This window comes from Zoogloea sp., assembly GCF_028689785.1.
Classification (GTDB): Bacteria; Pseudomonadota; Gammaproteobacteria; order Burkholderiales; family Rhodocyclaceae; genus Zoogloea.
This window is the reverse complement of the sequence record NZ_JAQVCN010000004.1, coordinates 144,457-166,531: the sequence shown is the minus strand read 5'-3', so window position 1 is coordinate 166,531 and position 22,075 is coordinate 144,457. Positions and strand designations below refer to the sequence as shown.

Sequence of the window (22,075 nt, the reverse complement as noted above, 5' to 3'; positions counted from 1 at the left end):
ATGGCGCTTGGTGAGCTCCCCGGCAAGGGGCGCCCTGACCCCGACGAACTGCTCGCGCGGGTGCAGCAGGATGAGGCGCGGGCCGGCCGCGGGCGTTTGAAGATCTTCTTCGGCGCCTCCGCTGGCGTCGGCAAGACATGCGCCATGCTCGCGGCGGCGCGCCAGCAACTCATCCAGGGTGTTGATGTGGTCATCGGTGTGGTTGAAACCCACGGGCGTGCGGAAACCGAAGCGATGGCCGACGGGATAGAGCGCATCGCGATGGTTGAGGTGCCCTACCGGGGGCGCGTACTGGCCGAGTTTGATCTGGATCTGGCCCTGGCGCGCAAACCGGCACTCATCCTGATGGACGAACTGGCCCATTCCAATGTCGCGGGCTCACGTCACCCCAAGCGCTGGCACGACGTGGACGAGCTGCTGGCGGCCGGCATCGACGTGTATACCACCATCAATGTCCAGCACCTGGAGAGCCTTAACGACGTGGTCAGCGGCATCACCGGCATTCGCGTCTGGGAGACGGTGCCGGACAAGGTCTTCGATGACGCCGACGAGGTCGTTCTGGTGGATCTGCCGCCGGATGAGCTGCTGGAGCGCCTCCGGGACGGCAAGGTCTATCTGCCCAATCAGGCGGAACGGGCGATCCGCAACTTCTTCCGCAAGGGCAATCTGCTGGCCTTGCGCGAACTGGCCCTGCGCCGTACGGCCGACCGGGTGGACGATGATGTGCAACAGTACCGGCGTGATCGGCTGGTCTCCCCTGTCTGGCAGACCCAGGACTCACTACTGGCCTGCATCGGGCCTGGCGTGGGGAGCGAGAAGATCGTGCGTACCGCTGCTCGCATTGCCGGGCGCCTCGAGGCGCCCTGGCATGCGATCCATGTGGAGACCCCGGATCGCCAGTACCTGTCGGCCGGTAGCCGGGAGCGCATCCTGAAGACACTCAAGCTCGCCGAGGAGCTTGGTGCCACCACCGCGACCGTTGCAGGCACGAAGGTTGAGGATGAGGCGGTGCATTACGCTCGTGCCCACAACCTTTCCCGGATCATGGTCGGCCGGGACGAGCCATCGCCCTGGCGTATCTGGACGCGCTCGGTGGCCGATCGGATCGGACAGCGAGCCCCTGATCTCGATGTCATTCAGGTGGCGCGCGGGGATGGGCATGTGCCCGCAGCCGAGGGCCTTTCACAACGGCCTGCAGGCCCGCTCGCGGTTGACGGGCGGGCCTACGCGTTGACCGTCGTGGTCTGTGGTCTGGCCGGGCTGCTTGCCACCCCGCTGCATCCGCTGTTTGATCTGGCCAATATCGTCATGGTCTTTCTGCTCGGGGTCGTGTTCGTGGCGGTCCGCTTCGGTCGAGGCCCTGCGGTGATGGCGTCCTTCTTATGCGTGGCCATCTTCGACTTCTTTTTCGTTCCGCCACGGATGTCCTTCGCGGTCAGCGACGTTCAGTACCTGATGACCTTCGCGGTGATGTTGGTTGTCGGCCTGGTGGTGGGCCAGCTCACCGCCGGGTACAAATACCAGGCGTATGTCGCAGGTAGTCGGGAGAGCCGTGTCAGAGCCCTCTACGAAATGTCGCGGGACCTGTCCGCAGCCTTGTTGCCGGAGCAGATTGCCGAGATTGGTGAGCGGTTTCTCATGGCGGAGATGGGCGCTCGGTCGGCTTTCCTGCTTGCCGACGACGCTGATCGCCTGCAAGCCCCCATCTTTGCCTCCGCGGGCCTGCCCGAGATCGATCCCGGCATTGCCCAGTGGGCCTTCGACCATGCCGAGCCCGCCGGCCAAGGAACCGACACGCTGCCGGCCAGCCCTGTTCTTTATCTGCCCCTCAAGGCCCCCATGCGCCTGCGTGGCGTGCTGGCCCTGGAGATGCACCATCCGGCCCGCCTTCTCATTCCCGAGCAGCGACGTCTGCTGGAGACTTTCGCATCGCTGATCGCCATTGCCCTGGAACGGGTGCATTACGTTGTTGTGGCTCAGGAGAGCACCGTACAGATGGAGTCCGAGCGCCTGCGCAATTCCCTGCTGTCCGCCATTTCCCATGATCTGCGTACGCCATTGAGCGTGATGATCGGGTTGGCGGATTCCATGTTCCTGACCCAGCCGCCGCCAACCGATGCGCAAGCGCTCATCTCCCGGAAGCTGCGGGAGCAGGCTTTGCGGATCAACGCTCAGGTGGACAACCTGCTCGACATGGCGCGCCTGCAAGCGGGCCGGATTCAGCTGAACCGTCAATGGCAGCCCGTTGAGGAGGTGGTCGGCAGTGCGCTAAAGAGCCTGCGGCCAGTGCTGGGCATGCACCAGGTCAGGGTGGAACTCGATGAGGATCTGCCTCTGATCGAGGTGGACTCGGTTCTGATGCAGCGGGTGTTCTGCAATCTGCTTGAAAATGCGCTGAAGTACACACCGTCGGGTAGCCACATCTGGATTCGGGCCATCACGACAGACCGCAGGATGGAGATACGCCTGGAGGACGACGGCCCGGGCCTGCCGCCTGGTCGTGAGGAGGCGATATTCAAGAAATTCGAGCGGGGGATGCCGGAGAGTAATACGCCCGGGGTTGGTCTGGGGCTGGCGATCTGTCGTGCCATCGTCGAAGCACATGGGGGCACCATCCACGCACGACAACGCCCCGGTGGCGGAGCGTGCTTCATCTTCACCCTGCCTCTGGGGTCTCCGCCGACACTTGAGACCGACGAAGCCGACGCGGCAACATGAAGGTCAGGGAGAAAACAGCCATGTCTCACTCAATGCCGACAGTCATCGTCGTCGAGGACGAAGCCAATCTGCGCCGCTTCGTGCGCCTGGCACTGGAAGCCGAAGGCTGCGAGGTCTTCGAAGCCGATTCGCTCAAGCGTGGCCTCATCGAAACGGGAACGCGGAAACCCGACCTCCTGGTGCTTGATCTCGGGCTGCCGGATGGTGACGGGATCGACCTGATCCGGGAGCTCCGTGCTTGGTCGGAGATTCCGATCATCGTCCTGTCCGCCCGCACCGCTGAAGCCGAGAAGGTTGCCGCTCTCGATGCGGGTGCCGACGACTACCTCACCAAACCGTTCGGATCGGCGGAGTTGCTGGCGCGCATACGGGCCCATCTGCGGCGCCGTCAGCGCGCAGGCACCGACGGGCCCAGCCTGCTTGCGTTCGGCTCAATCCAGGTTGACCTGGGCCGGCGGCTGGTCGAAAAAAACGGGCAGCCACTGCATCTGACCCCGATCGAGTTTCGGCTGCTGGCTTACCTGCTGGCCAATCCCGATTGCGTGCTGACGCATCGACAACTGCTCAAGGCCGTGTGGGGGCCTTCCCATGCAGAGGATAGTCACTATGTTCGTGTCTACATGGGACACCTGCGCAAGAAGCTCGAAGCCAACCCGGCCAATCCGGACCACATCGTGACCGAACCGGGTATTGGCTATCGGTTTGTTGTCGAGCCCTGATACGCAAGGCCCTGACCCTCGCAGGAGGGGGTATCAGAACTTCTGCACGAACTCCATGATGTACGCGTCGCTGGCGTGGCGGCCCGTGCCCGCTTCCCAGTTGCGCACGAAGCGGAACTCGATTTCCGAGGCGCGGCCCAGATCGAAACTCGGGCCGATGCGGAACTTGTTGAAGTCATGGCCCGGGCTGCCATCGATCGAGCGCACGGCGCGAAAACCCATCATCATCTCCAGGGCATCGAAGTCGTACCTGAAGCTGGGCTCCAGATAGGCGTAGGAGTAGCCCTCTCCAGCGATGAAGGCGTGGCCGAGAAGCCCGCGCAGGACGAGGCGGGCGCGCTCCGTCAGGGCGAAGTCCTTGCGCAGGCGCAGGCCCAGCTTGCTTGCCCTTTCCGTTACGCGGCCGGCTTCGCGCTCTTGTTCGGTCTCGATCAGCAGCTCGGTCATGGTCAGCCAGCCCGAGCGCCATTTCACGCCGGGCACCAGGGTCAGTGCGTCGGTGCGCTGCCGTCCGTCCGCGGCCTTTTCGTACTCGTACTCGACACCCAGCTGAAACTGGCCGTCGATGATGGGCGGGCTGTCGGCCGGCACCGTACTCGCCAGGCTCATGAGGCCGGTGGCAACGGCAAGGCGCACCAGGGGCTTTCGGGCAAGGGGGTGGCTGGCGGGCCCGATGGTCGCACCCTGGCTATGGTGCAGCGCGGGCATCAGAAGGCGTGCTCGTAATCGACAGTGAGCGGGGCGTGGTCGCTGAAGCGTTCGTCCTTGTAGATGGTCGTGTTGCGGGCCAGAGCCCCGATGCCGGGGGTGGCGAGCTGATAGTCGAGGCGCCAGCCCACGTTTTTGGCCCAGGCCTGGCCGCGGTTGGACCACCATGTGTAGCAGGCATCGGTGGCTTCCGGATGCAGGTGACGGTAGGTGTCCACCCAGCCCTGTTCGTCCAGCAAACGGCTGAACCAGGCACGCTCTTCGGGTAAAAAGCCGGAGTTCTTCTGGTTTGAGCGCCAGTTCTTGAGGTCGATGGCTTGGTGGGCGATGTTCCAGTCTCCACACACGATCACTTCACGGCCGCTGGCACGCAGGGCCGCCATGTGAGGCAGGAAGATGTCCATGAAGCGGAACTTTGCCGCTTGGCGTTCCTCCGAACTGGAACCGGACGGAAGGTAGAGGGAAACGACGGAGAGGGGGCCGAAATCCAGCTGGAGATAGCGCCCCTCGGCGTCGAACTCTTCGTTGCCGAGGCCTTCGATGACCCTGTCAGGTGCCCGGCGGGTGTAAATTCCCACCCCGCTGTAGCCCTTCTTCACGGCACAATGGAAGTATCCGGTATATATGCCGGGCTTGCGCATTTCGGGCGACAGGTCGGAAATCTGGGCCTTCAACTCCTGGACACACACCACGTCGGCGTCTTGTTTGTGGAGCCAGTTGAGGAAACCCTTCACATTTGCCGAGCGGATGCCGTTGAGGTTGGCGGAAACGACGCGTAACATTTTTAGAGACATGGTCTGATTTTTGGCTGGGAGCATCGTGGATTTTAGCCGTGATTTCATCGCACTTTCGTGCGACAAGGGTGTTTTGAGGTTCGGGGAATTTGTGACCAAGGCGGGTCGCCTGTCTCCCTACTTTTTCAATGCAGGCCTTTTCAATGACGGGGCCTCCTTCGGCAGTCTGTGTGATTTTTATGCCCGGACCCTGCTGTCCGCCAGCCTGCCCTGCGACATGCTCTTCGGGCCCGCCTACAAGGGTATTCCTCTGGTGGCGGGCACGGCCATGCGTCTGGCAGAGCGCGGGCACAACCTGCCCTTCTGCTTCAACCGCAAGGAAGCCAAGGACCACGGCGAAGGCGGCACCCTGGTCGGTGCACCGCTGCAGGGGCGTGTGGCCATTCTTGATGACGTGATTTCGGCAGGTACCTCGGTGCGTGAGTCGGTGGAGATCATCCGTGCCCACGGCGCCACCCCGTCGGCCGTGGTCATTGCCCTCGATCGCATGGAGCGCGGTACCGGCAGCCTGTCGGCGGTTCAGGAGGTGCGCGAAGCCTACGGCATTCCCGTACTGGCCGTGGCCAGCCTCAAGGATCTGATCGGCTTTCTGGCCGACAGTCCGGCGCTGAATGCCAATCTGGATGCTGTCCAGCGTTACCGTGAAAGCTATGGTGTTAGTGGAGACGCATAGGCCCATGCGTCGTCTGGTTTTCGTCTCCTTGCTGGTGGCTCTGCCCCCTGTCCACGCCCAGACGGCGCCGCGGGGGACGGTCTATTGCTGCACGGACAACGGGCACCAGGTGTGTGGTGACGTGTTGCCGCCCCAGTGCTTTGGCAAGAGTTACCGGGAAATGAGCCCCCAGGGTACGGTGCGGCGCACGGTCGAGGCGCCCCTGAGCCCTGAGCAGTTGGCCAAGCGTGAAGCCGAGGAGCGCGCCCGGCGGGCCGAGGTGGCCCGTCAACGGGCAGAGATGCGGCGCAATCAGTCTTTGCTTGAGACCTACTCCAGCGTGGCCGACATCGACACCCGGCGTGATCGGGCCATTGAGGCGGTCGAACTGGAGTTGAGGCAGGCGGAGGCACGTCAGGCCCAGCTCGTCAAGAAGCGTTCGGGCCTGCTGCGCGAAGCCGAGTTCTTCCAGAAACGCGCCATGCCTCCTAACTTGGCGGCGGCCTTGCGTGATTCCGACAGCGAGCTGGCGGCCCAGGGTTCGGTCATCGAAGCCAAGCGGCGCGACATCGAAGCGATCCGCAGTCGTTACGAGCAGGACCGCAGCCGCTACATCGCCCTCACGGAATCACGCCCTTTCCCCCGCTGAAGGTTTTCTCCGTGCGTCTCCGGCGGTAACGCCGGAGGGCATTCTCCCCTCTGGCGCGCATGCCCCTTCCGCAAGAAGGGGCATGGGGCTCCAGGGTCCGTTCCGCAAACCTGCTTTTCTGCCCGGCATTGTTTTTTGACGTTTGAATAAACTCAAACGAATGGACTGTGAAAACATGCGTGTCAGCAAGCCTCCTGGAGGCAAGGGGGACGATAGGGTTTATGGCTCCCCAATTTGAGCGTGATAAACTTTGGCGCATGCCGAGACCAGTTACGCCGGTCTTGATAATTGTGCGGCCCAGGCGTAATTAGTCTTTTTACCGACCCCTGCCCTTTTGGCAGGCATGTGCAAACCATGCTCAGATACCAGATCGTTCCCGTAACGCCCTTCGAACAGAACTGCTCGATACTGTGGTGTGACCAGACTCGCAAGGCCGCGGTTGTAGACCCGGGGGGCAACCTCGAACGCATTCTCAAGGCTGCCGAAACTCTCGGCGTCAGCATCGAACGCATCCTGCTGACCCACGGCCACATCGACCATGCCGGCGGCACGGCGGCGCTTGCCCGCCAGCTGGCGGTGCCCGTCGAGGGGCCGGAGAAGGAGGATGCGTTCTGGATCGACGATCTGCCCAAGCAGAGCAAGATGTTCGGCTTTCCCCTGGTAGAGGCCTTTACGCCGGGGCGCTGGCTGGAGGACGGCGACAGCGTGCGCGTGGGGGAAGAGACCCTGTCGGTCATCCATTGCCCCGGGCATACCCCGGGTCATGTGGTGTTTTTCAGTGAAACTGCACGTTTGGCGGTGGTCGGTGACGTGCTGTTTGCCGGTTCCATCGGCCGCACGGATTTTCCGCGGGGCAACCACAAGGATCTGATCGATTCGATCCGGCAGAAACTGTGGCCGCTGGGCAAGGACGTGAGTTTCATTCCCGGTCATGGGCCGATGTCGACCTTTGGCGATGAGCGGGACAGCAATCCGTATGTGGGTGACTATGCGTAGAAAGGCCCCCGAAGGGTTTCTCCCGGTGCGGCCGGCGCATAGTCTTGAGTGGTGTGCTTCAATTTCTCGATAAAGGTAAACCAGCGTGCGATTCGCTATTCTCGAAGACGATCCGGCCCAGATGGAAGTCCTGACGGGCTGGCTGCGGGAAGCCGGGCACGATGTGCATGGCTTTGGACTGGCCCGCGAATTGATGCGGGTCGCCAGCCGCGAAAGTTTTGACCTGTTCCTGGTGGACTGGGTGCTGCCCGATCTGACCGGCGAGCAGGTTCTGCGGTGGCTGCGGGTGGAAAGGGGCAACGATACCCCGGCGATCTTCATCACCTCCCGCGATGCGGAAGAGGATATCGCCAATGCCTTCAGTGCTGGCGCTGACGACTACCTGATCAAGCCGCCCCGGCGCATCGAGTTGCTGTCGCGTATCGAAGCCGTGCTGCGTCGGGCCCAGCCGCGCAACACCAACCAGACCCTGACGGTGGCGCCCTACCACTTCGATCTGGTCAAGAAGGCCCTGACCATCGATGGCGTGGTGGTGGAAATGACCGACAAGGAATTCGAACTGGCGGCCTTCCTGTTCCGTAATCTTGGTCGGCTGCTGTCGCGGGGGCATTTGCTGGAAGCGGTGTGGGGGCGCAACCCCGATCTGGCCACGCGTACCGTTGATACGCACATCAGCCGAGTGCGCAGCAAGCTCAACCTGCGACCTGAGAATGGTTTCCGGCTGACTCCGACCTACAACTTCGGCTACCGGCTGGAGAAGATCGATCCGTCTGAAGCGCCGACTCTTGGCGAGGCCGCCATGTCGCAGGCCTGATGACTTCAGGGGTCCCGGGGAGGGACCCCTGTCTTGCGCGCTTACTTCTTCAGCGCGTCGCGGATTTCCCGCAGCAGCTTCACATCTTCCGGCTCGGCCGGGGGCGCTTCGGGCGCCGGCGCCGGTTCGTTACGCTTGAGTTTGTTCATGGCCTTGATGGCCACGAAGATGGCCAGCGCAACGATGGTGAAGTCGATGATCGAGTTGACGAAAACGCCATACTTGAACAGCGGGGCACCAGCCTTTTCAGCCGCTTCCATGGTTTCGAAGGTCTTGTCTCCGAGGTTGAGGTAGAGGTGCTTGAAATCGACACCGCCGAGGAGCTTGCCGATCACCGGCATCAGCATGTCCTTGACGAGGGAGTCGACGATTTTCTGGAAGGCGCCGCCAATGATGACGCCGACCGCCAGGTCGACGACGTTGCCTTTCATGGCAAATTCCTTGAATTCCTGAATGAAGCTCATAGGGTTTCCTTTGAGAGAGTAGTGAAAGAGGGAAAAGGATATGACAACAACCCGGACGGGGAATGGCCGATGTGTCTGCTCCAATGATAGGGCCCAGGCGGGCCGCCCTTAGCGTGTAATTGGCATCTCGGGCACGACTTCATCCCCCATTTTGCGAAGTTTTGCACCCTGTGCCAGGCCGGGAACTAATATAGTCCCCCAAATTCGACTGAAAGATTTCGTCCGTGGCCCGTCAATCCGTTTGTCTCCTGGGTGCTGCCTTAGGCTTGGCGGCTTCTTCCGGTGTCTTTGCTAGTGATCTGGAAGTCATCTACACCACCCGTGCCGGCGACACTCTGATCGGGCTGGAGCGCCAGTACCTTTCAGCGCCCTTCGGCTGGAAGGGCGTCAAAGCACTCAACCGCATCGGCAACCCGATGCGCATCCCCGTCGGCACGCCCCTGCGCATCCCTGAAAGCTGGCTGCGGGTGGAGCCGCGCATCGCCCGGGTGGTGGCCCTCAGCGGAGATGTCACCATGGATGGGCAGCCTCTCACGCTGGATGCCAAAGTGCCGGCAGGCGCCATCCTGCGCACCGGTGCGGGCGGCTTCATTACCCTGGCTATGCCCGATGAATCTCGCCTGACAGTACAGCCGGGCAGTGCAGCACGTATGGAGAAGATCCAGGGTTTCCAGGGCTTCACCGGTCAGAACACTCGCATTTTCCTGGAGCAGGGGCGGGTTGAGACGACGGTCTCACCCCAACGGGGCCCGGCCGCCCGATACCAGATCCGTACCCCGACGGCGGCTCTCAGTGTGCGTGGCACGGCGTTCCGGGCAGGATCGGATTTGGCTTCCGGCGTAGCCCAGGCCGAAGTCACGGCTGGCGAAGTCGGCGTGAGTGGCGCCTCAAGCTCTGCCGCCACCGCCTTGCCAGCGGGCTTTGGCGTGGTTGCGCGGACCGGTCAGCCGCTGCCGTCGCCCCGGCCGCTGCTGGCTGCGCCGTCCCTTGACGGAGTTCCGGCGGTGTTCGAGCGGATCGACATGCAGATACCCTTCCCGTCTGTGGACAAGGCTGTCGCTTATCGGGCGCAGATCGCCCGGGACGCGCAGTTCAGTGATGTCGTGGCGACCGCAGTTTTCACTACGCCCAGGGCCCGCTTCAATGCCCTCCCCGACGGGAGCTACCAGCTGCGTATCCGTGCCATTGACGCTGATGGCCTGGAGGGCCATGACGCCACCCGATCCATTGAACTGCGTGCCCGTCCGGAGCCGCCCCAGGCCATCAAGGCTCCGCCCGGGGTTCTGGCATGGACGCCAAGCCCCGACGCGGTGGGGTTCCGGCTGCAGATCGGCCAGGACACCAGCTTCGCCAGGCCTCTTATTGAACAGGACATCGAGGGATTGCGCAGCGAGCCGAATCTTGGCCCGGGCCGATACGCATGGCGGATCGCCAGCCTGCATGCCAGCGGCAAGCGCGGCCCATGGAGTGATGTAGGAACCCTGGACATCCGGCCGGCTCCCGGCCCGGCCAGCGTGGAGGGATACAACAACCGACTGCGCTTCGTCTGGGCGGGCAAGCCTGGGCAGATCTACGACGTCCAGCTGGCCCGCGATGAGGCCTTCCAGGATCTGCTCGTCGATCAGCGTATCGGCGAAGCCGCCCTGACCATCGCCGAGCCTGGGCGGGGACGTTATCGGCTGCGGATTCGCGCCACCGATCCGGATGGCGGAAGTTCCCCCTGGTCCGGCATCCAGAACCTGCAGTCCCTGTTCGTGCTGCCCGCGTGGACGCTCTCCGCCCCCGCAGCAAAGAGTCCGTGAGTTCCCACGCAGCGACCCTGCGCCGACCCACCCTTGAGTGGTTCGCTGTCACGCTCCTGTGCGTCCTGCTGACCCTCGTGGCGGCGGTCGAGGGCTGGCTGTGGAGAATCGACCAGACGCTCTATGACGGGGTGCTGTCTGCCTGGACGCGCCCGGCCAGCGAGGATGTGGTGATCGTTTCCATCGACGATGCGAGCCTCGCCAGCATTGGTCGCTGGCCCTGGTCGCGGCGGGTGCATGCGGCGCTTATCGACGTGGCCCGGGAGGCCGGAGCGCGGGCCGTCGTGCTTGATCTGCTCCTCGAAACCGCCAGCTCCGATGATCCGGGCGCCGACGCGGCCCTGGCCCGGGCCATCCGCGACCACGGGCGGGTGGTACTGCCCCTCGCCCAGGCCACCACTGGCGCGATCCTCTCCGGGGAGGTGTATCCCCTGGGTGTGTTTGCCGACGCGGCTGCCGCCATCGGTCACAGCCAGGTCGAGTTCGACCCGGACGGTATCGCCCGCAGTGTTTACCTTTGGGAAGGCTTTGGTGCGGCCCGGCACCCCCAATTGGCTCTCGCCCTGTTGCGCCTGGTCGATCCGGATGCCGCCAGCCGTTTCCCGCCCCCGCCCATCGGCGAAGGGCGGGATCATCAGCACTGGCAGCGTGCCGACTGGTTGCGCATGCCCTTCTCCGGCCCTCCTGGCACCTATACCCATTTCTCCTACCGGGCCGTGCTCAGCGGCGAGGTGCCGGCCGAGGCTCTGCGTGGCAAGATCCTGATGGTGGGGGCCACTGCAGCCGGCATGGGTGACGCGGTGCCCACGCCCACCTCCGGACTGTCCCGGCCGATGTCCGGTGTCGAAGTGCAGGCCAACGTATTTGACGCCCTGCGCCGGGGGGTGGCTGTCACCCTTCTGTCGGCGTGGGTCTCCGCCGTCGTGGCGATGGTGCTGGTCCTCGTCCTCATGTTGATCCTGCTCTACGCCGAGGCACGCGCCGGCCTGATGGCTTCCTTCATCCTCGGGGCTTCCGCCGTGCTGCTGGCCGGTCTGGGCCTGCATCTGGGGGGCTGGTGGTTCGGCCCCGCGCCGGCAGTTCTCGGTTGCATGCTGGCCTACCCGCTATGGAGCTGGCGCCGGCTGGAGTCCGCCCAACGCTACCTGGATGCCGAGCTGATCGCCCTCGAACGCGAGGGGACGCCCCTCGGCCTGCCCAGCGGTGACGCCGGGCGGGGGGCCGCCGACCCCCTCGAACAGCGCATCCGCATCGTGCGTCAGGCGGCCCAGCACCAGCGCGATGTGCGCCGCTTCATTGCCGACACCCTTGAGCACCTGCCCATTGGTGTGGTGGTGATCGACCAGATGGACCGGGTCATCCTTCACAATGAACGGGCCCGCCATTTGCTGCGCGCCTTTCGCAGTGATGCCCTGCTGCGCGCCCTGCGTACCCTGCCGTGGCCCGGCTACCTGCCGATGCGCGATGGCCTGCCGGACCTGAGCGGCTATTCCGGTACCCGCCAGTTCGAGCTCACCCCCGACAAGAAGCGCTACCTGCTGGTGTCGGTGGCCGACCTGATGACCGAGTCCAGCAGCCGACCCGGGCGAGTCATCGGTCTGGCTGACGTTACCGCCATGCACGAGGCCCAGCGCAGCCGTGAGGACACCATGCACTTCCTGTCCCACGACCTGCGGGCGCCCCTCGCCTCCATCCTGACCCTCATCGACGGCTACAGGGACGATCCCGCCCTGCAGGCCGAACAGATTCCCCGCATCGGCCGCTACGCCCGCTCGGCCCTTGATCTGGCCGACGGCCTGTTCCGGCTGGTGCGTGCCGAAGGGTCCGATCCCAAGGACTTCGTCGAACTCGACCTGGCCGGTCTGGTGGACTCCGCAGCCGACGAAGTGTGGCCCCAGGCCAACGCCCGGGGTATCCGCATTGAGGTGGATACCCGTGATGCCGACAAGGAGGAGGCCATCGTGCGGGGTGACTTCTCCTTGCTGCGCCGGGCGGTGATCAACCTGCTCACCAACGCCATCAAGTATGGCAATGCCGGCAGCCGCGTGGCGGTGAGCCTGAAAGCCCAGGGTAGCGACTGGATCATCCGGGTCAGCGACCAGGGAGCCGGTATCCCCGCCGAGGCCCTGCCGCGGCTGTTCCGGCGCTTCAGCCGCATCGTCGAAGAGGGGCGCGACAAGCCGTCAGGGGTTGGGCTTGGCCTGGTGATCGTCAAAACGGTGGCCGAGCGTCACGGCGGCAGCGTGAGCGTGGAAAGCCAGGCAGGTGAAGGCAGTACCTTCGAGCTGCGCCTGCCCTTGCGCAGCCACGCGGCGCAGCCGGCCGGTGCTTGAGCCCCCTGGGGTAAGATCGGGGCATCGGTGATGGATTTGCCTGACATGCGCTTCAAATACCTCAAGTACCTGGCCTTTGTTCTGGGTGGGTTGAGCACGGTCGTCGCCGCTGGCGCCCTGTACCTCTACGCCACCTTCGACGGCGTGCGCCTGGCCGCCGAACTGACCTACTTTGCCAAGCAGCGTTATCAGCGCAGCCTGCGCATGGACGGGCCGGTGGAGCTGTCCATGTTCCCCCGTCTGCGCCTCAAGCTACCGGCGACCACGCTGTCCGGGCGCAATGGCGGCAGCGAGTTCATTGGTATCGAGCAGGCCGTCGTCAGCGTCAGCCTGCTGCCCTTGCTGACCCGTCGGGTGGTGGTCGAGCGGATCGAGGTGGACGGGCTGCGGATGGCCCTGCAGCGCGACAAGGCGGGCAAGCTCAATGCCGAAGATCTCCTCGATCCGGGTAACGAGGCCGCGCCGGCCAGTGCCGTCACCCCCTTCGAGCTGGATGTGGGAGCCCTGATGGTGCGTAGCGGCGCCCTTACCTGGGCCGACGAGCAGAGCGGCCGTCAGCTTGCGCTCTCCGGGCTTGGCCTCGAAACCGGGCGTATCGGCCGCAACGCCGACGGCCACCTGCACGCCACGACCCGTCTGACCCGTGCCGAACCTGCCACTGATGTGAGCATTGAGCTGGAGAGTGCCTACCGCTTGGACGCAGGTGACAGCCTGCCGCGCCTGCGCCAGCTGCGCCTGGTGGCCCGCGGCGATGTGGGTGGCTGGGAGGCCCTGGACAGCGAGCTGTCCCTGACCGAGATGGAATGGGCCGACGGCAGCCCGTCGGTGATCCAGGGCTGCAGCCTGCAGGTGCGCGGCAAAGCCGCCGGTGAGCCCTTTGAGCTGAAGGCCAGCACGCCCCGCCTCAAGCTCGGTCCGCGGGGCCCTGATACCGATAGCGTCGATGCCAGCCTGCGCCTGGATGGCAAGCTGCGCGGTGGTAACGTGCGTCTGCGTCTGACCGAGCTGCAGGCGGGCGACAAGGGCCTGCAGGTCAGCAAGCTGATGACCGAGCTGGACCTGCGCCTCGCCAGTGGCCGGCTCACCGGCACTCTGGCCGGTCCGGGCCGCTGGCAGGGCAACAGTGGCCAGCTCGACCTGGCGGCCCTCACCGGTGAGCTCAACTTCGCCCCAACCCGGGCCGGTTTGCCCCCTCTCAAGTTTTCTACCGAAGCCGATGCACGCATCGACCTGACGCGTAGCTCCGCGGCGGGCCACCTTGCGCTGCGCTCGGCGCAGAGCCAGATCAAGGGTAGCTGGACCCTGCCCCGGTTCGACGGCGCAGCCCTTGGTTTCGACATGGACGTGAACCAGCTGGATGTGGACGCCTATCTGGCCGGCAAGCCCGGACGCACGCCGGTACCGGACAAGGCAGTCGACGAGCGCTTCGACCTGTCGCCCCTGCGCGGGCTGGAGATGGATGGAGTGATCCGCTTCGGCCAGCTGAGGGTGGCGGGGCTCAAGCTGGAACACGTCAAGCTGCCGCTCAGCGTGCACGGGGGGCGCCTGCAGTCCGCCGGACATACGCTCTCCCTTTACGGCGGGAGTCTGGAGGGCAGCCTCAGCTTGAACGCAGAGGACGCCCAGGCGAGCTATAGGGCTTATCTGCAGAATGCAGAGCTTGGCCCGTTGCTGAAGGATTTCGGAGTGCAGCAGAAGCTTGGGGGGACGACCAACTTCTTTGTGGACCTCAGCAGCAAGGCTGAGAGCCGCAGTGGCCTGGTGAACGCGCTGCAGGGACTGGCCCGGGTGCGGATACGCAACGGCAGCGTGCCCGGCATCGACATGGGGCAGGCCATGAAGGAGTGGCGTGGGCTGCTCAGCACCCGGCAGGGTGCCAGGCGGCCTCACCGGGCGCGCGAATCCACCCCGGTGGGTGAGCTCACGGCGAGTTTCCTGATTGCCGACGGGGTGGCCCGCAGTACGGATCTGAAGGCCAAGAACGGCATGCTGCAGGTGGGGGGCGCCGGCGAGATCGACCTGAGCCGGAGCCACATCGATGCTCTTTCCCGGGTGACCCTCGTGCTTGTGCCGCCGGGGCCCGACAGCGGCTCCCTGTCCAGCCTGCGTGGCATGACCCTGCCGGTTCGTGTCAAAGGCCCCCTGAGCGGGCCCGACTGGCATCTGGAGCCCGGCGCCAGCCTGTCTTCGGTGGTGCCTGGTGCCGGGCAGGCTGCGGCCGGTAATCCGCCCAAGGTGATCCCCAAGCGGGCTGTCCGGGCGGTGAGCAAAGTGGTGAAGCAGGCCGGGCCGGCGGCCGAAAAGGCCGGCGAAGCGCCTGTGACGGAGTAGGCTGACCACTGCTGTCTCCTTGGTGACGTGCTAGATTCGCCACCGCAGGACCCACAAGAAGATAAATCCAGGAGACAGCAACATGACACTTCCGCACGCATTCCGCGGCGCAATGCGCCTTCCCGCCATCGCCGCGCCGATGTTCCTGGTGTCCGGCCCCGAACTGGTCACCGAAACCTGCAAGGCCGGCGTTGCCGGTAGTTTTCCTGCCCTCAATGCGCGCACGCCAGAGCAGCTTGACGTCTGGCTGGGCAGCATCAACGGGGGGCTGGCCGAGGCCAGGGCCGCCGATCCCTCGGCGCCCGTCGCCCCTTACGGCATCAACCTAATCCTGCATGCCTCCAACGCCCGGGTTGAACCCGACCTGGCGCTGATCTGCCGCCACCGGGTGCCTTTCGTGATCACCAGTCTGGGCCATCCGGGCGAGGTGGTGAAGGCCGTCCACGCTTACGGCGGGTTGGTTTTCTCGGATGTGATCCACACCTACCATGCCCGCAAGGCCGCAGCTGCCGGGGTGGACGGGATCATCGCCGTGGCCGGTGGGGCCGGCGGCCACGCTGGCACCCAGAGCGCTTTCAGCCTGGTCCGCGAGATCCGTGAGTTCTGGGACGGTGCCCTGATCCTCGGCGGCGCCATCTCCGATGGCTATGCGGTGAGGGCCGCTGAAGTTCTCGGCGCCGATCTGGCCTACATGGGCACGCGCTTCATTGCCACCCGCGAATCCAGCGCCCAGGACGCCTACAAGCAGATGCTGGTGGATTGCGGGGCGGCAGACATCGTCTATACCGACGCGGTTTCGGGCACCAATGCCAATTTCCTGTGGCCGAGCCTGGAAAAGCTCGGCCATCAGCGCGAAAACCTGGTGCAGGGGGTGGGCAAGGGCAAGCTCAAGCCCCTGGCTGATGAGGCCAGGGCCTGGCGCGATGTGTGGAGCGCCGGCCACGGGGTTGCCACCATCCATGATGTGCTTCCCGTGCGTGAGCTGTGTGACCGCCTTGCCGCCGAGTATCGGGCGGCCTGCGGCTTGCCGCCCAGTCCTGCGCTGGGCTGAGTCGAGCCGGCCCTGGCCGCACTGGAGAGTGCTGCTGCCCCTGCCGGTGGGTGCCTCAGGCGGGGGTGGTGATTTGGCCTGAGCGGGAGCGCTTGGCCGCGTACATGGCCTTGTCGGCGTGGGTCAGCAGGCTCAGCGGGTCGCTGCCATGGTCGGGAAAGACGGAAACCCCGATGGAGCAGCCGATGCGCACGTGGCAGTGGCCCAGATTGATGGGCAGGCCAACGGCCTGGTGGATCTTGAAGATGATGGCGTCGAGGGTGGCGCTGTCGCCAGTGCCGGTGAGCAGCACGGCAAATTCGTCACCGCCGTAGCGGGCCACCATGTCTTCGCTGCGCAGCACCCGGCGCACCCGGCCGGCGATGGTCTTGAGCACGGTGTCGCCGGCATGGTGGCCATGGGTGTCGTTGATGCCCTTGAAGTCGTCCAGGTCGATGAACAGCAGGGCCAGCCGGTCGGCAACCTCGCGGGCGCCGGAGATGGCGGCGCGCAGGTGACGTTCGAAGCGATCCCGGTTGAGCAGGGAGGTGAGGCCGTCGTGGTTGGCCCGGAACTCGTTACGGATGGCCCGCTCGTGGAACTCGGTGACGTCCAGCATGGTGCCGATGAAGCCGCTGATGCGCCCGTGTTCGTCGTGCTGTGGGCCGGCCTCGGCGCGCATCCAGCGGTACTCGCCATCAGGGCGGGTATAGCGGAACTCCTCGGCAAAACGGGTAGCGGATTCGGCCGCCAGACACCAGATGGCGCGTACCCGGGCCTGCTCGCCCACGGGCAGGAGGTTGATCCATGGCGTGCCGGCAACCTGCTCCAGATCGTGTCCGAGGATCTGTTCGCAGCGCTCGTTGAGGAAGGTGCAGCAGGCCTGCGCATCGGCCTCGAAGAGCCCCGCCGGGGCCTGACGGGCCAGTTCGCGGAAGCGCATCTCGCTGCGCTGCAGCTCTACCTGGGCTCGGGACAGGCGCTGCAGGTCGAGGCGCAGCTGTCGGGACTGCTGCTTGAGCAAGGCTTCGCGGCGCACCGTCTCGGTCACGTCGCGCACCTGCAGCAGGCAGTGATAGCGGCCTTCGCTGGCTACCGGGGTGACGTCGATGGACTGCTTCATGCGTTCGCTGCGACCCCCGCCAGGAGGGTAGAGGGGCAGGGGCGTGGGATGCAGGGCGTGGGACAGACGTGCTGACCATCCAAAATCGAGGGCTTCGCGCACGACGAGCGCGACCCGTGGGTCTACGTGGGGGCCAAAGGCTTCTGCCAGGGTGATGCCGGTCACCTGGCTGGCCGCCAGCCCGGCCCGCTCTTCAATCCAGCGATTCCAGAGCAGGATGCGGCCCTCCCCGCTGATGAGGATGAGCCCCATATCGACGCTGTCCGGGAGGAGGTGGCAGCAATCCATCACGAGGGCTGGCTTTCTCCGTGTTGGGGGAGATGGAAGAGGCGGCTCACCTGGTCCATGAAGTGCTCGATGGAAGGCACGTCCATGATGAACAGCACGAAGCCGGAGAGATTGTGAGCGGCCATGGTCATGCCGATGCGCGCTACCAGGATCACGTCGGTGGCGGCTTTGTCATCGAGCAGGGTGCGGGCCGTGCGCGACTGGACCCGGGGCAGGGAGCCGCTCATCTCGGTGCCGAAAAGATTGGCCAGGCTGCTCATGCAGCTGTTGATGATGATGTTGCCGATCTCGGCCAGGGCGTCCTGTTCGAGTTCGGTGATCTGTTCGATGGAGGTGTCGTCACCGAGCATGCGGCGCACGATCTCGAGGCTGCCGTGCTCCGGGAAGAGCAGCAGGGCGTCGGTTTGAAAGCCGCTGGCGGCATCGAAGTGCTGGTTGATGCGGCACAGGCGCTCGGCGGCACCACCAGGCTGGGTACTTTCCAGGCGGAGGGTCAGCTCTTCCCGGGAGACGATCTCGATGGTGGGCACCGACAGTTCGATCTCCTCGCGGACAATGGCCGAAAAGGTGTTCGCGGCTTCTCCGAGGGACAGGTTGAAGGCCTCGGTCAGGGCATCCATCTCGAGTTCCGAGAACGTCCGCATGCTCTACTCCAGCAGCGCCAGGATGTTGGCAATTACCGCCTCACCGATGGGTTTGCGGAAGAAGTGTACGCCGAGGTCTGCGGCCCGACGCTGGATGGCGTCCTGGGCATTGGCGGTGAGCAGCGCCAGTTTCATCTCGGGGTGGCTGGCGCGGAGCTTTTCAGCCAGCTCAAGGCCGGAGATGCCAGGCATGTTCATGTCGAGCACTGCCAGAGCGGGGCTCACGTCCACCAGCATGGCCAGGGCAGCGGCGCCGTCACCGGCTTCGAGCAGTTGCAGGTCGGGACGGACACTGCGCATGACCGAAGCGCACAGCATGCGTGAAGCACGGCTGTCATCAACGAGCAGAATCGTGGCGGGCGTGGGCATGGCTACATTCCGATGATGTCGTAGGCCGGTAACGACGGCTGCTGTGCAAACTTTAGTTAAATTATGCACAGCAAATCGATGAATCGCGCCGTTGCGCGCGCCCGGCTTTCCGGGGCCGGAACAAAGCCAGTCAAGGTGTTCCGGACCGTTGGAGAAGGTGCACAGGATGCGCCCTGGGGCTTTCCCTGATGTTCCGACACGAAGGCCATCGGGCCCGGTAAGCTCCGGGCTCGCCCAATCCCAGCACGTCCGTCCCATGCACGCCCGCCCAGCTCCTTCGTCGCTCTTTCTGGTCAGCCGGATCTTCCTGCCCTTCGCCCTGGGTTATTACCTGTCTTACCTGCTGCGTACGGTCAATGCGGTGATTTCCCCGGATCTGACCCGGGAGCTGGCGCTGACCGCTGCGGACCTGGGTCTGCTTACCAGCACCTACTTTTTCGCCTTTGGCCTGGCCCAGATTCCGGTTGGCATCGCCCTGGACCGCTACGGCCCGCGCCGGGTGGAGGCTGCGCTGTTGCTGATTACGGCCCTCGGCGGGGTGCTCTTTGCCACCGGAGACAGCCTGCCCACCCTGGCCAGCGCCCGGGGGCTGATCGGTCTGGGGGTGGCGGCCTGTCTGATGGCCGGGTTGAAGGGCTTCACCCTGTGGTTTCCGCGGGAGAGACTGGCGTCGATGACCGGCTACATCATGTCTTGCGGTGCTCTGGGGGCTGTCACCGCGTCGGCGCCGCTGGAGGCGGCGTTGCCTTTTCTCGGCTGGAGAGGGGCTTTTTGGGTGGTGGCAGCCCTGGCTGCGGGCATTGCCACCCTGATCTTTCTGGCCATGCCGGAGAAGGATGGCGGGGGGCATGGCGTAGATCTGCAGAGCGCCTTGCGGGGCGTCACAGAGGTCTTGTCGGCAGGGCGTTTCTGGAGCTTTTCAGGGCAGTCGGCCTTCTTCACCGGTGGGTTCATGGCCCTGCAGGGCTTGTGGGCCGTGCCCTGGCTGATGGAGGTGAATGGCTACAGCCGCAGTGTGGCGGCGGACCACCTGTTCTGGCTCAACGTCGGCATGCTGGCCGGCCAGCTGTCCATCGGTACGTGGGCCACCCGGCTTGCTGCCCGGGGCATCACGCCGCTACGCTTGATGCAGGTGGGGCTGTTCCTGACCATGGTGGTGGAGGGGCTGATCATTGCCGAAGCCGGGCCGACGCTGGTGCTGTGGTGCGCGCTCGGCATCGTGTCGGCCACTGGCGCCCAGATGTACGGGGTGGTGGCCGGCCTGTTTCCCCTGCATCTTACCGGCCGGGTGACCACCAGCATCAACCTGATGGCCTTCATCGGCGCCTTCGTGGTCCAGTGGGGCCTGGGCGGGCTGCTGGACGGCCTGGGGGCCGAGGGTATGGGCGGCGCGGATGCCCTGCGGGTGGCCTTCCTGATCTTGCTGGGGGCGCAGATCCTGAGCTTTGTGCCACTGGCCCGGGCCGGCCGCTTCAAGCCCCACTGAGGGGCGTTCAGCCGGCCTCGCTGCCCGCCACGCTGAACTCGCCCCGGCTGACCCGCGCCATGGCCACGGCAAAGCCCGAGACGCCGCCGCCGCGGTAGAACAGGCAGGGTTTGCCGACCCGTTTGCAGTGGGCCTTCACATGGTAGTAGGCGTTGTGGCTGATACGGTCGGTGGGGCACACCACTGCGTCGGCGCCATGGATCAGTTCGGGCAGGCGTGACAGGGACTCCTCCTGCCCGCCATCGTGGTGGATCAGGGTAATGCCCAGGCGTTCGGCGAGTTGCCGGTACTGCGCCAGCAGGGACGCACGTCCCCCCACGTAGAGCACGCAGCGGGCCGTGAGGGACTGGCTGCAGCCGGCGCAGTCGTCGCTGCCGGCCTTGTCGCAGACGGGGCTATCCAGGGCCTGGAGCAGGTGTTCGAGGGCGCCCCGTTCGGCCACCGCGGTGTCGCGCTCGGCCACCAGCCGGCGGGATTCCTCGCGGCTGTCCTTGAGCTGGCGTTCCAGCTCAAGCAACTGCCGGGTGCTGTCGAGCAGGGCCTCGTGGGAGGTCTGCAGGGCCAGCAGGCGCTGCCCCATCTCGACGTAGACCTGGCCGGATTCGAAGCGCTGCAGGCGCTTCTGGAACAAAGCCGCCTGCTCGATGGCTGCATCCCGCGCGTCGAGTCCGGCTGTTGCCTCGCTGAGCTGCCGACGCAGTGCGGCCACCTCACGCGCATGGTTGCGCTTCAGTTCGGCGTTTTCGGCCTCCAGATGGGCCAGGCGCCGGGCGTCGGCCGCCTGCCCAGCCCCCACCTGATGGGACAGCATGTGGATGTCGGTGTAGGCGCGCTGGCGGGTTTCGGCGGACACGGCACGATGGGTGCACACCGCCCACAGGGGACCAGCCACGTCGCCCCGGTTGCAGCACTCGATCCATTGCTGACGGACTTCCGTATCGCTCTTGAGTTTGCTGAAGCGCTCCACTGCCAGATGAAATTTTTTCTCCAGGTGGCGCTGCAGGGCTTCGGACACCGGGTTGCGACTGCGCGCCAGACCCACGGCTTCCACGTGTACCGTGAAGTCATCGTCGGACGGGCGGGCAAACTGGAAGCGCCGCGCAAAACGCTGAAGTTCGTCAATGGAGATGCAGGTGCCGATGATGGGGCAGTGCAGTTTATCGTCCAGATCCCACAGGCGGGCGCGGCGCAGGACGGGCACTGTGCCTGGCTTGGGCAGGTCGATGGCGACCAGAGCGCTGGCGTATTCGGCGCGTAGCAGGGACTGCAGATCGCCGCCTTTGGGGTCAGAAGCCAGACACATGGCGACGCTCCTGTTCTGGGTGGATCAGTCGCTGGCAGGCCCGTTCGCACAGGTCGCGCACGTCACGATCGACGGCGGGGCTGTCGGCCAGGCGGGTCAGGAGGTCAACCGCCCGTTGCGCCGACTGGCGGCAACCGGTTTCACCGTGATTGAGGAGTTCACTGAGCGCCCCGGCCCAGAGGCTGGCCGGAACAGGGGCAGGGGCGGAAGGCAGTCCGCTGACAGGATCCATGGAGTCACCCGATCGGGATTGATGAGAACAGTTCTCAATTTAATCCCGCGGCTCCATTTTGTAAACGAGAATAATTCTCAAATTGTAAGCAAGCACCGCATCTGTTCCTGCAGCGGGCAGGCGAGGGGCCTTAAGCGCGACTCCGCACACGGATGATCACATCCACCTCTTCAAGCTCCATCCCGGGGGGAAGGGCCGGCATGCCGACCACCTTCAGCTCGTCGGCGGAAACGTCGACGAGCCGGCCGCTTGCGGCGTCATAGAGGTGATAGTGGGGCGCGGTGTTGGAGTCATACACAACCCGTTCCGGGTCCACGATGAGCTCTCGTACCAAGTTCTTCTCTCTGAACAGTTTAAGGGTGTTGTACACCGTGGCCCGGGAGGTGGCCGGCACGCTTTCGCGGACACGGCTGAAGACCTGGTCGGCCGACAGGTGGACGGGCGCGGACAACATGCTGCGGGCGATTTCGACACGCTGCAGGGTGACCGGTATGCCGGCCTCGCGCAGCAGTTCGGTGGCCTGCCTGATGCTCATGTCTGCCATGGTGGGGTCTCCGTCGGGCGTCCGTACTGTTCGAGTTCTGTCTCCCCCTTGGGAGGAGTGATCCGGATCTTATCGA

Annotated in this window: 20 protein-coding genes; 11 read left to right on the top strand and 9 right to left on the bottom strand. The window is 65.0% G+C overall.

Going from position 1 to position 22,075, the window contains the following annotated elements:
- Together kdpD and kdpE are read left to right on the top strand one after the other, a co-directional pair.
- Window positions 1–2,718 carry a two-component system sensor histidine kinase KdpD gene (gene kdpD / locus PHI64_RS03875; RefSeq protein WP_299878873.1) on the top strand — a complete coding sequence of 906 codons (2,718 nt, stop codon included), beginning with the start codon at window positions 1–3 and terminating at the stop codon, window positions 2,716–2,718.
- A complete protein-coding gene (gene kdpE, locus PHI64_RS03870; protein ID WP_299878870.1) occupies window positions 2,715–3,437 on the top strand; it encodes a two-component system response regulator KdpE in 723 nt (240 codons plus the stop codon). Before kdpD ends, kdpE begins: the two co-directional genes overlap by 4 nt.
- 33 nt (window positions 3,438–3,470) lie before the next feature.
- Here the strand turns inward: kdpE and PHI64_RS03865 are convergent, their stop codons facing one another.
- Window positions 3,471–4,145 carry a hypothetical protein gene (locus tag PHI64_RS03865; protein ID WP_299878867.1) on the bottom strand — a complete coding sequence of 225 codons (675 nt, stop codon included), beginning with the start codon at window positions 4,143–4,145 and terminating at the stop codon, window positions 3,471–3,473.
- Entirely contained in the window at window positions 4,145–4,927 is a 783-nt protein-coding gene (locus tag PHI64_RS03860; protein ID WP_299878864.1) for an exodeoxyribonuclease III, read from the bottom strand. The genes PHI64_RS03865 and PHI64_RS03860 overlap by 1 nt, the downstream gene beginning before the upstream one ends.
- A gap of 34 nt (window positions 4,928–4,961) precedes the next feature.
- On the opposite strand from PHI64_RS03860, the gene pyrE reads away from it, so the two are divergent.
- The 4 genes from pyrE to PHI64_RS03840 all read left to right on the top strand — a co-directional run bounded on the left by pyrE (window position 4,962) and on the right by PHI64_RS03840 (window position 8,050).
- Window positions 4,962–5,612 carry an orotate phosphoribosyltransferase gene (gene pyrE, locus PHI64_RS03855; protein WP_366945127.1) on the top strand — a complete coding sequence of 217 codons (651 nt, stop codon included), beginning with the start codon at window positions 4,962–4,964 and terminating at the stop codon, window positions 5,610–5,612.
- A gap of 4 nt (window positions 5,613–5,616) precedes the next feature.
- A complete protein-coding gene (locus tag PHI64_RS03850) occupies window positions 5,617–6,240 on the top strand; it encodes a hypothetical protein (protein ID WP_299878858.1) in 624 nt (207 codons plus the stop codon).
- A gap of 354 nt (window positions 6,241–6,594) precedes the next feature.
- A complete protein-coding gene (locus PHI64_RS03845) occupies window positions 6,595–7,236 on the top strand; it encodes an MBL fold metallo-hydrolase (protein WP_299878855.1) in 642 nt (213 codons plus the stop codon).
- Window positions 7,237–7,321: 85 nt separating this feature from the next.
- Window positions 7,322–8,050, top strand: coding sequence for a response regulator transcription factor (locus PHI64_RS03840; RefSeq protein ID WP_299878852.1), 729 nt, complete (start codon window positions 7,322–7,324; stop codon window positions 8,048–8,050).
- 41 nt (window positions 8,051–8,091) lie between these two features.
- Here PHI64_RS03840 and mscL read toward each other — a convergent pair whose 3' ends face one another.
- Window positions 8,092–8,514, bottom strand: coding sequence for a large conductance mechanosensitive channel protein MscL (gene mscL / locus PHI64_RS03835; protein WP_299878849.1), 423 nt, complete (start codon window positions 8,512–8,514; stop codon window positions 8,092–8,094).
- A gap of 266 nt (window positions 8,515–8,780) precedes the next feature.
- On the opposite strand from mscL, the gene PHI64_RS03830 reads away from it, so the two are divergent.
- The 4 genes from PHI64_RS03830 to PHI64_RS03815 all read left to right on the top strand — a co-directional run bounded on the left by PHI64_RS03830 (window position 8,781) and on the right by PHI64_RS03815 (window position 16,031).
- Complete coding sequence (locus PHI64_RS03830; RefSeq protein ID WP_299878846.1) at window positions 8,781–10,316, top strand: FecR domain-containing protein; 1,536 nt, start codon at window positions 8,781–8,783, stop codon at window positions 10,314–10,316.
- A complete protein-coding gene (locus PHI64_RS03825; protein WP_299878843.1) occupies window positions 10,313–12,649 on the top strand; it encodes a CHASE2 and HATPase_c domain-containing protein in 2,337 nt (778 codons plus the stop codon). The genes PHI64_RS03830 and PHI64_RS03825 overlap by 4 nt, the downstream gene beginning before the upstream one ends.
- 30 nt (window positions 12,650–12,679) lie before the next feature.
- Entirely contained in the window at window positions 12,680–14,980 is a 2,301-nt protein-coding gene (locus PHI64_RS03820; protein WP_299878840.1) for an AsmA family protein, read from the top strand.
- An 82-nt stretch (window positions 14,981–15,062) separates the two neighbouring features.
- Complete coding sequence (locus PHI64_RS03815; RefSeq protein ID WP_299878837.1) at window positions 15,063–16,031, top strand: nitronate monooxygenase; 969 nt, start codon at window positions 15,063–15,065, stop codon at window positions 16,029–16,031.
- Window positions 16,032–16,086: 55 nt separating this feature from the next.
- Here PHI64_RS03815 and PHI64_RS03810 read toward each other — a convergent pair whose 3' ends face one another.
- The 3 genes from PHI64_RS03810 to PHI64_RS03800 are packed head-to-tail and all read right to left on the bottom strand — an operon-like array spanning window position 16,087 to window position 18,434.
- Complete coding sequence (locus PHI64_RS03810; protein WP_299878834.1) at window positions 16,087–17,385, bottom strand: diguanylate cyclase; 1,299 nt, start codon at window positions 17,383–17,385, stop codon at window positions 16,087–16,089.
- Between the two features lie 35 nt (window positions 17,386–17,420).
- Entirely contained in the window at window positions 17,421–18,065 is a 645-nt protein-coding gene (locus PHI64_RS03805; protein ID WP_299878831.1) for a chemotaxis protein CheC, read from the bottom strand.
- Window positions 18,066–18,068: 3 nt separating this feature from the next.
- Window positions 18,069–18,434: a response regulator transcription factor gene (locus PHI64_RS03800; RefSeq protein ID WP_299878828.1), complete on the bottom strand. Its 366-nt coding sequence runs from the start codon at window positions 18,432–18,434 to the stop codon at window positions 18,069–18,071.
- A gap of 256 nt (window positions 18,435–18,690) precedes the next feature.
- On the opposite strand from PHI64_RS03800, the gene PHI64_RS03795 reads away from it, so the two are divergent.
- On the top strand, window positions 18,691–19,920 hold the full coding sequence (locus tag PHI64_RS03795; protein ID WP_299878825.1) for an MFS transporter: 1,230 nt from the start codon (window positions 18,691–18,693) through the stop codon (window positions 19,918–19,920).
- 7 nt (window positions 19,921–19,927) lie between these two features.
- Here the strand turns inward: PHI64_RS03795 and PHI64_RS03790 are convergent, their stop codons facing one another.
- The 3 genes from PHI64_RS03790 to PHI64_RS03780 form a co-directional block, all read right to left on the bottom strand.
- On the bottom strand, window positions 19,928–21,223 hold the full coding sequence (locus PHI64_RS03790; protein ID WP_299878823.1) for a DUF2325 domain-containing protein: 1,296 nt from the start codon (window positions 21,221–21,223) through the stop codon (window positions 19,928–19,930).
- Entirely contained in the window at window positions 21,207–21,455 is a 249-nt protein-coding gene (locus PHI64_RS03785; RefSeq protein WP_299878820.1) for a hypothetical protein, read from the bottom strand. Before PHI64_RS03785 ends, PHI64_RS03790 begins: the two co-directional genes overlap by 17 nt.
- A gap of 130 nt (window positions 21,456–21,585) precedes the next feature.
- Window positions 21,586–21,999, bottom strand: coding sequence for a Fur family transcriptional regulator (locus PHI64_RS03780; RefSeq protein WP_299878817.1), 414 nt, complete (start codon window positions 21,997–21,999; stop codon window positions 21,586–21,588).
- Window positions 22,000–22,075: the final 76 nt, after the last annotated feature.

Bases quoted from the DNA above. Each gene is read 5' to 3' on its own strand.
- PHI64_RS03805 (WP_299878831.1), bottom strand. From the start codon at position 18,065: ATGCGGACGTTCTCGGAACTCGAGATGGATGCCCTGACCGAGGCCTTC.
- mscL (WP_299878849.1), bottom strand. From the start codon at position 8,514: ATGAGCTTCATTCAGGAATTCAAGGAATTTGCCATGAAAGGCAACGTC.
- PHI64_RS03795 (WP_299878825.1), top strand. From the start codon at position 18,691: ATGCACGCCCGCCCAGCTCCTTCGTCGCTCTTTCTGGTCAGCCGGATC.
- PHI64_RS03815 (WP_299878837.1), top strand. From the start codon at position 15,063: ATGACACTTCCGCACGCATTCCGCGGCGCAATGCGCCTTCCCGCCATC.
- PHI64_RS03845 (WP_299878855.1), top strand. From the start codon at position 6,595: ATGCTCAGATACCAGATCGTTCCCGTAACGCCCTTCGAACAGAACTGC.
- kdpE (WP_299878870.1), top strand. From the start codon at position 2,715: ATGAAGGTCAGGGAGAAAACAGCCATGTCTCACTCAATGCCGACAGTC.
- kdpD (WP_299878873.1), top strand. From the start codon at position 1: ATGGCGCTTGGTGAGCTCCCCGGCAAGGGGCGCCCTGACCCCGACGAA.
- PHI64_RS03860 (WP_299878864.1), bottom strand. From the start codon at position 4,927: ATGTTACGCGTCGTTTCCGCCAACCTCAACGGCATCCGCTCGGCAAAT.
- PHI64_RS03790 (WP_299878823.1), bottom strand. From the start codon at position 21,223: ATGTGTCTGGCTTCTGACCCCAAAGGCGGCGATCTGCAGTCCCTGCTA.
- PHI64_RS03820 (WP_299878840.1), top strand. From the start codon at position 12,680: ATGGATTTGCCTGACATGCGCTTCAAATACCTCAAGTACCTGGCCTTT.
- PHI64_RS03810 (WP_299878834.1), bottom strand. From the start codon at position 17,385: ATGGGGCTCATCCTCATCAGCGGGGAGGGCCGCATCCTGCTCTGGAAT.
- PHI64_RS03785 (WP_299878820.1), bottom strand. From the start codon at position 21,455: ATGGATCCTGTCAGCGGACTGCCTTCCGCCCCTGCCCCTGTTCCGGCC.
- PHI64_RS03865 (WP_299878867.1), bottom strand. From the start codon at position 4,145: ATGCCCGCGCTGCACCATAGCCAGGGTGCGACCATCGGGCCCGCCAGC.
- PHI64_RS03850 (WP_299878858.1), top strand. From the start codon at position 5,617: ATGCGTCGTCTGGTTTTCGTCTCCTTGCTGGTGGCTCTGCCCCCTGTC.
- PHI64_RS03780 (WP_299878817.1), bottom strand. From the start codon at position 21,999: ATGGCAGACATGAGCATCAGGCAGGCCACCGAACTGCTGCGCGAGGCC.
- PHI64_RS03800 (WP_299878828.1), bottom strand. From the start codon at position 18,434: ATGCCCACGCCCGCCACGATTCTGCTCGTTGATGACAGCCGTGCTTCA.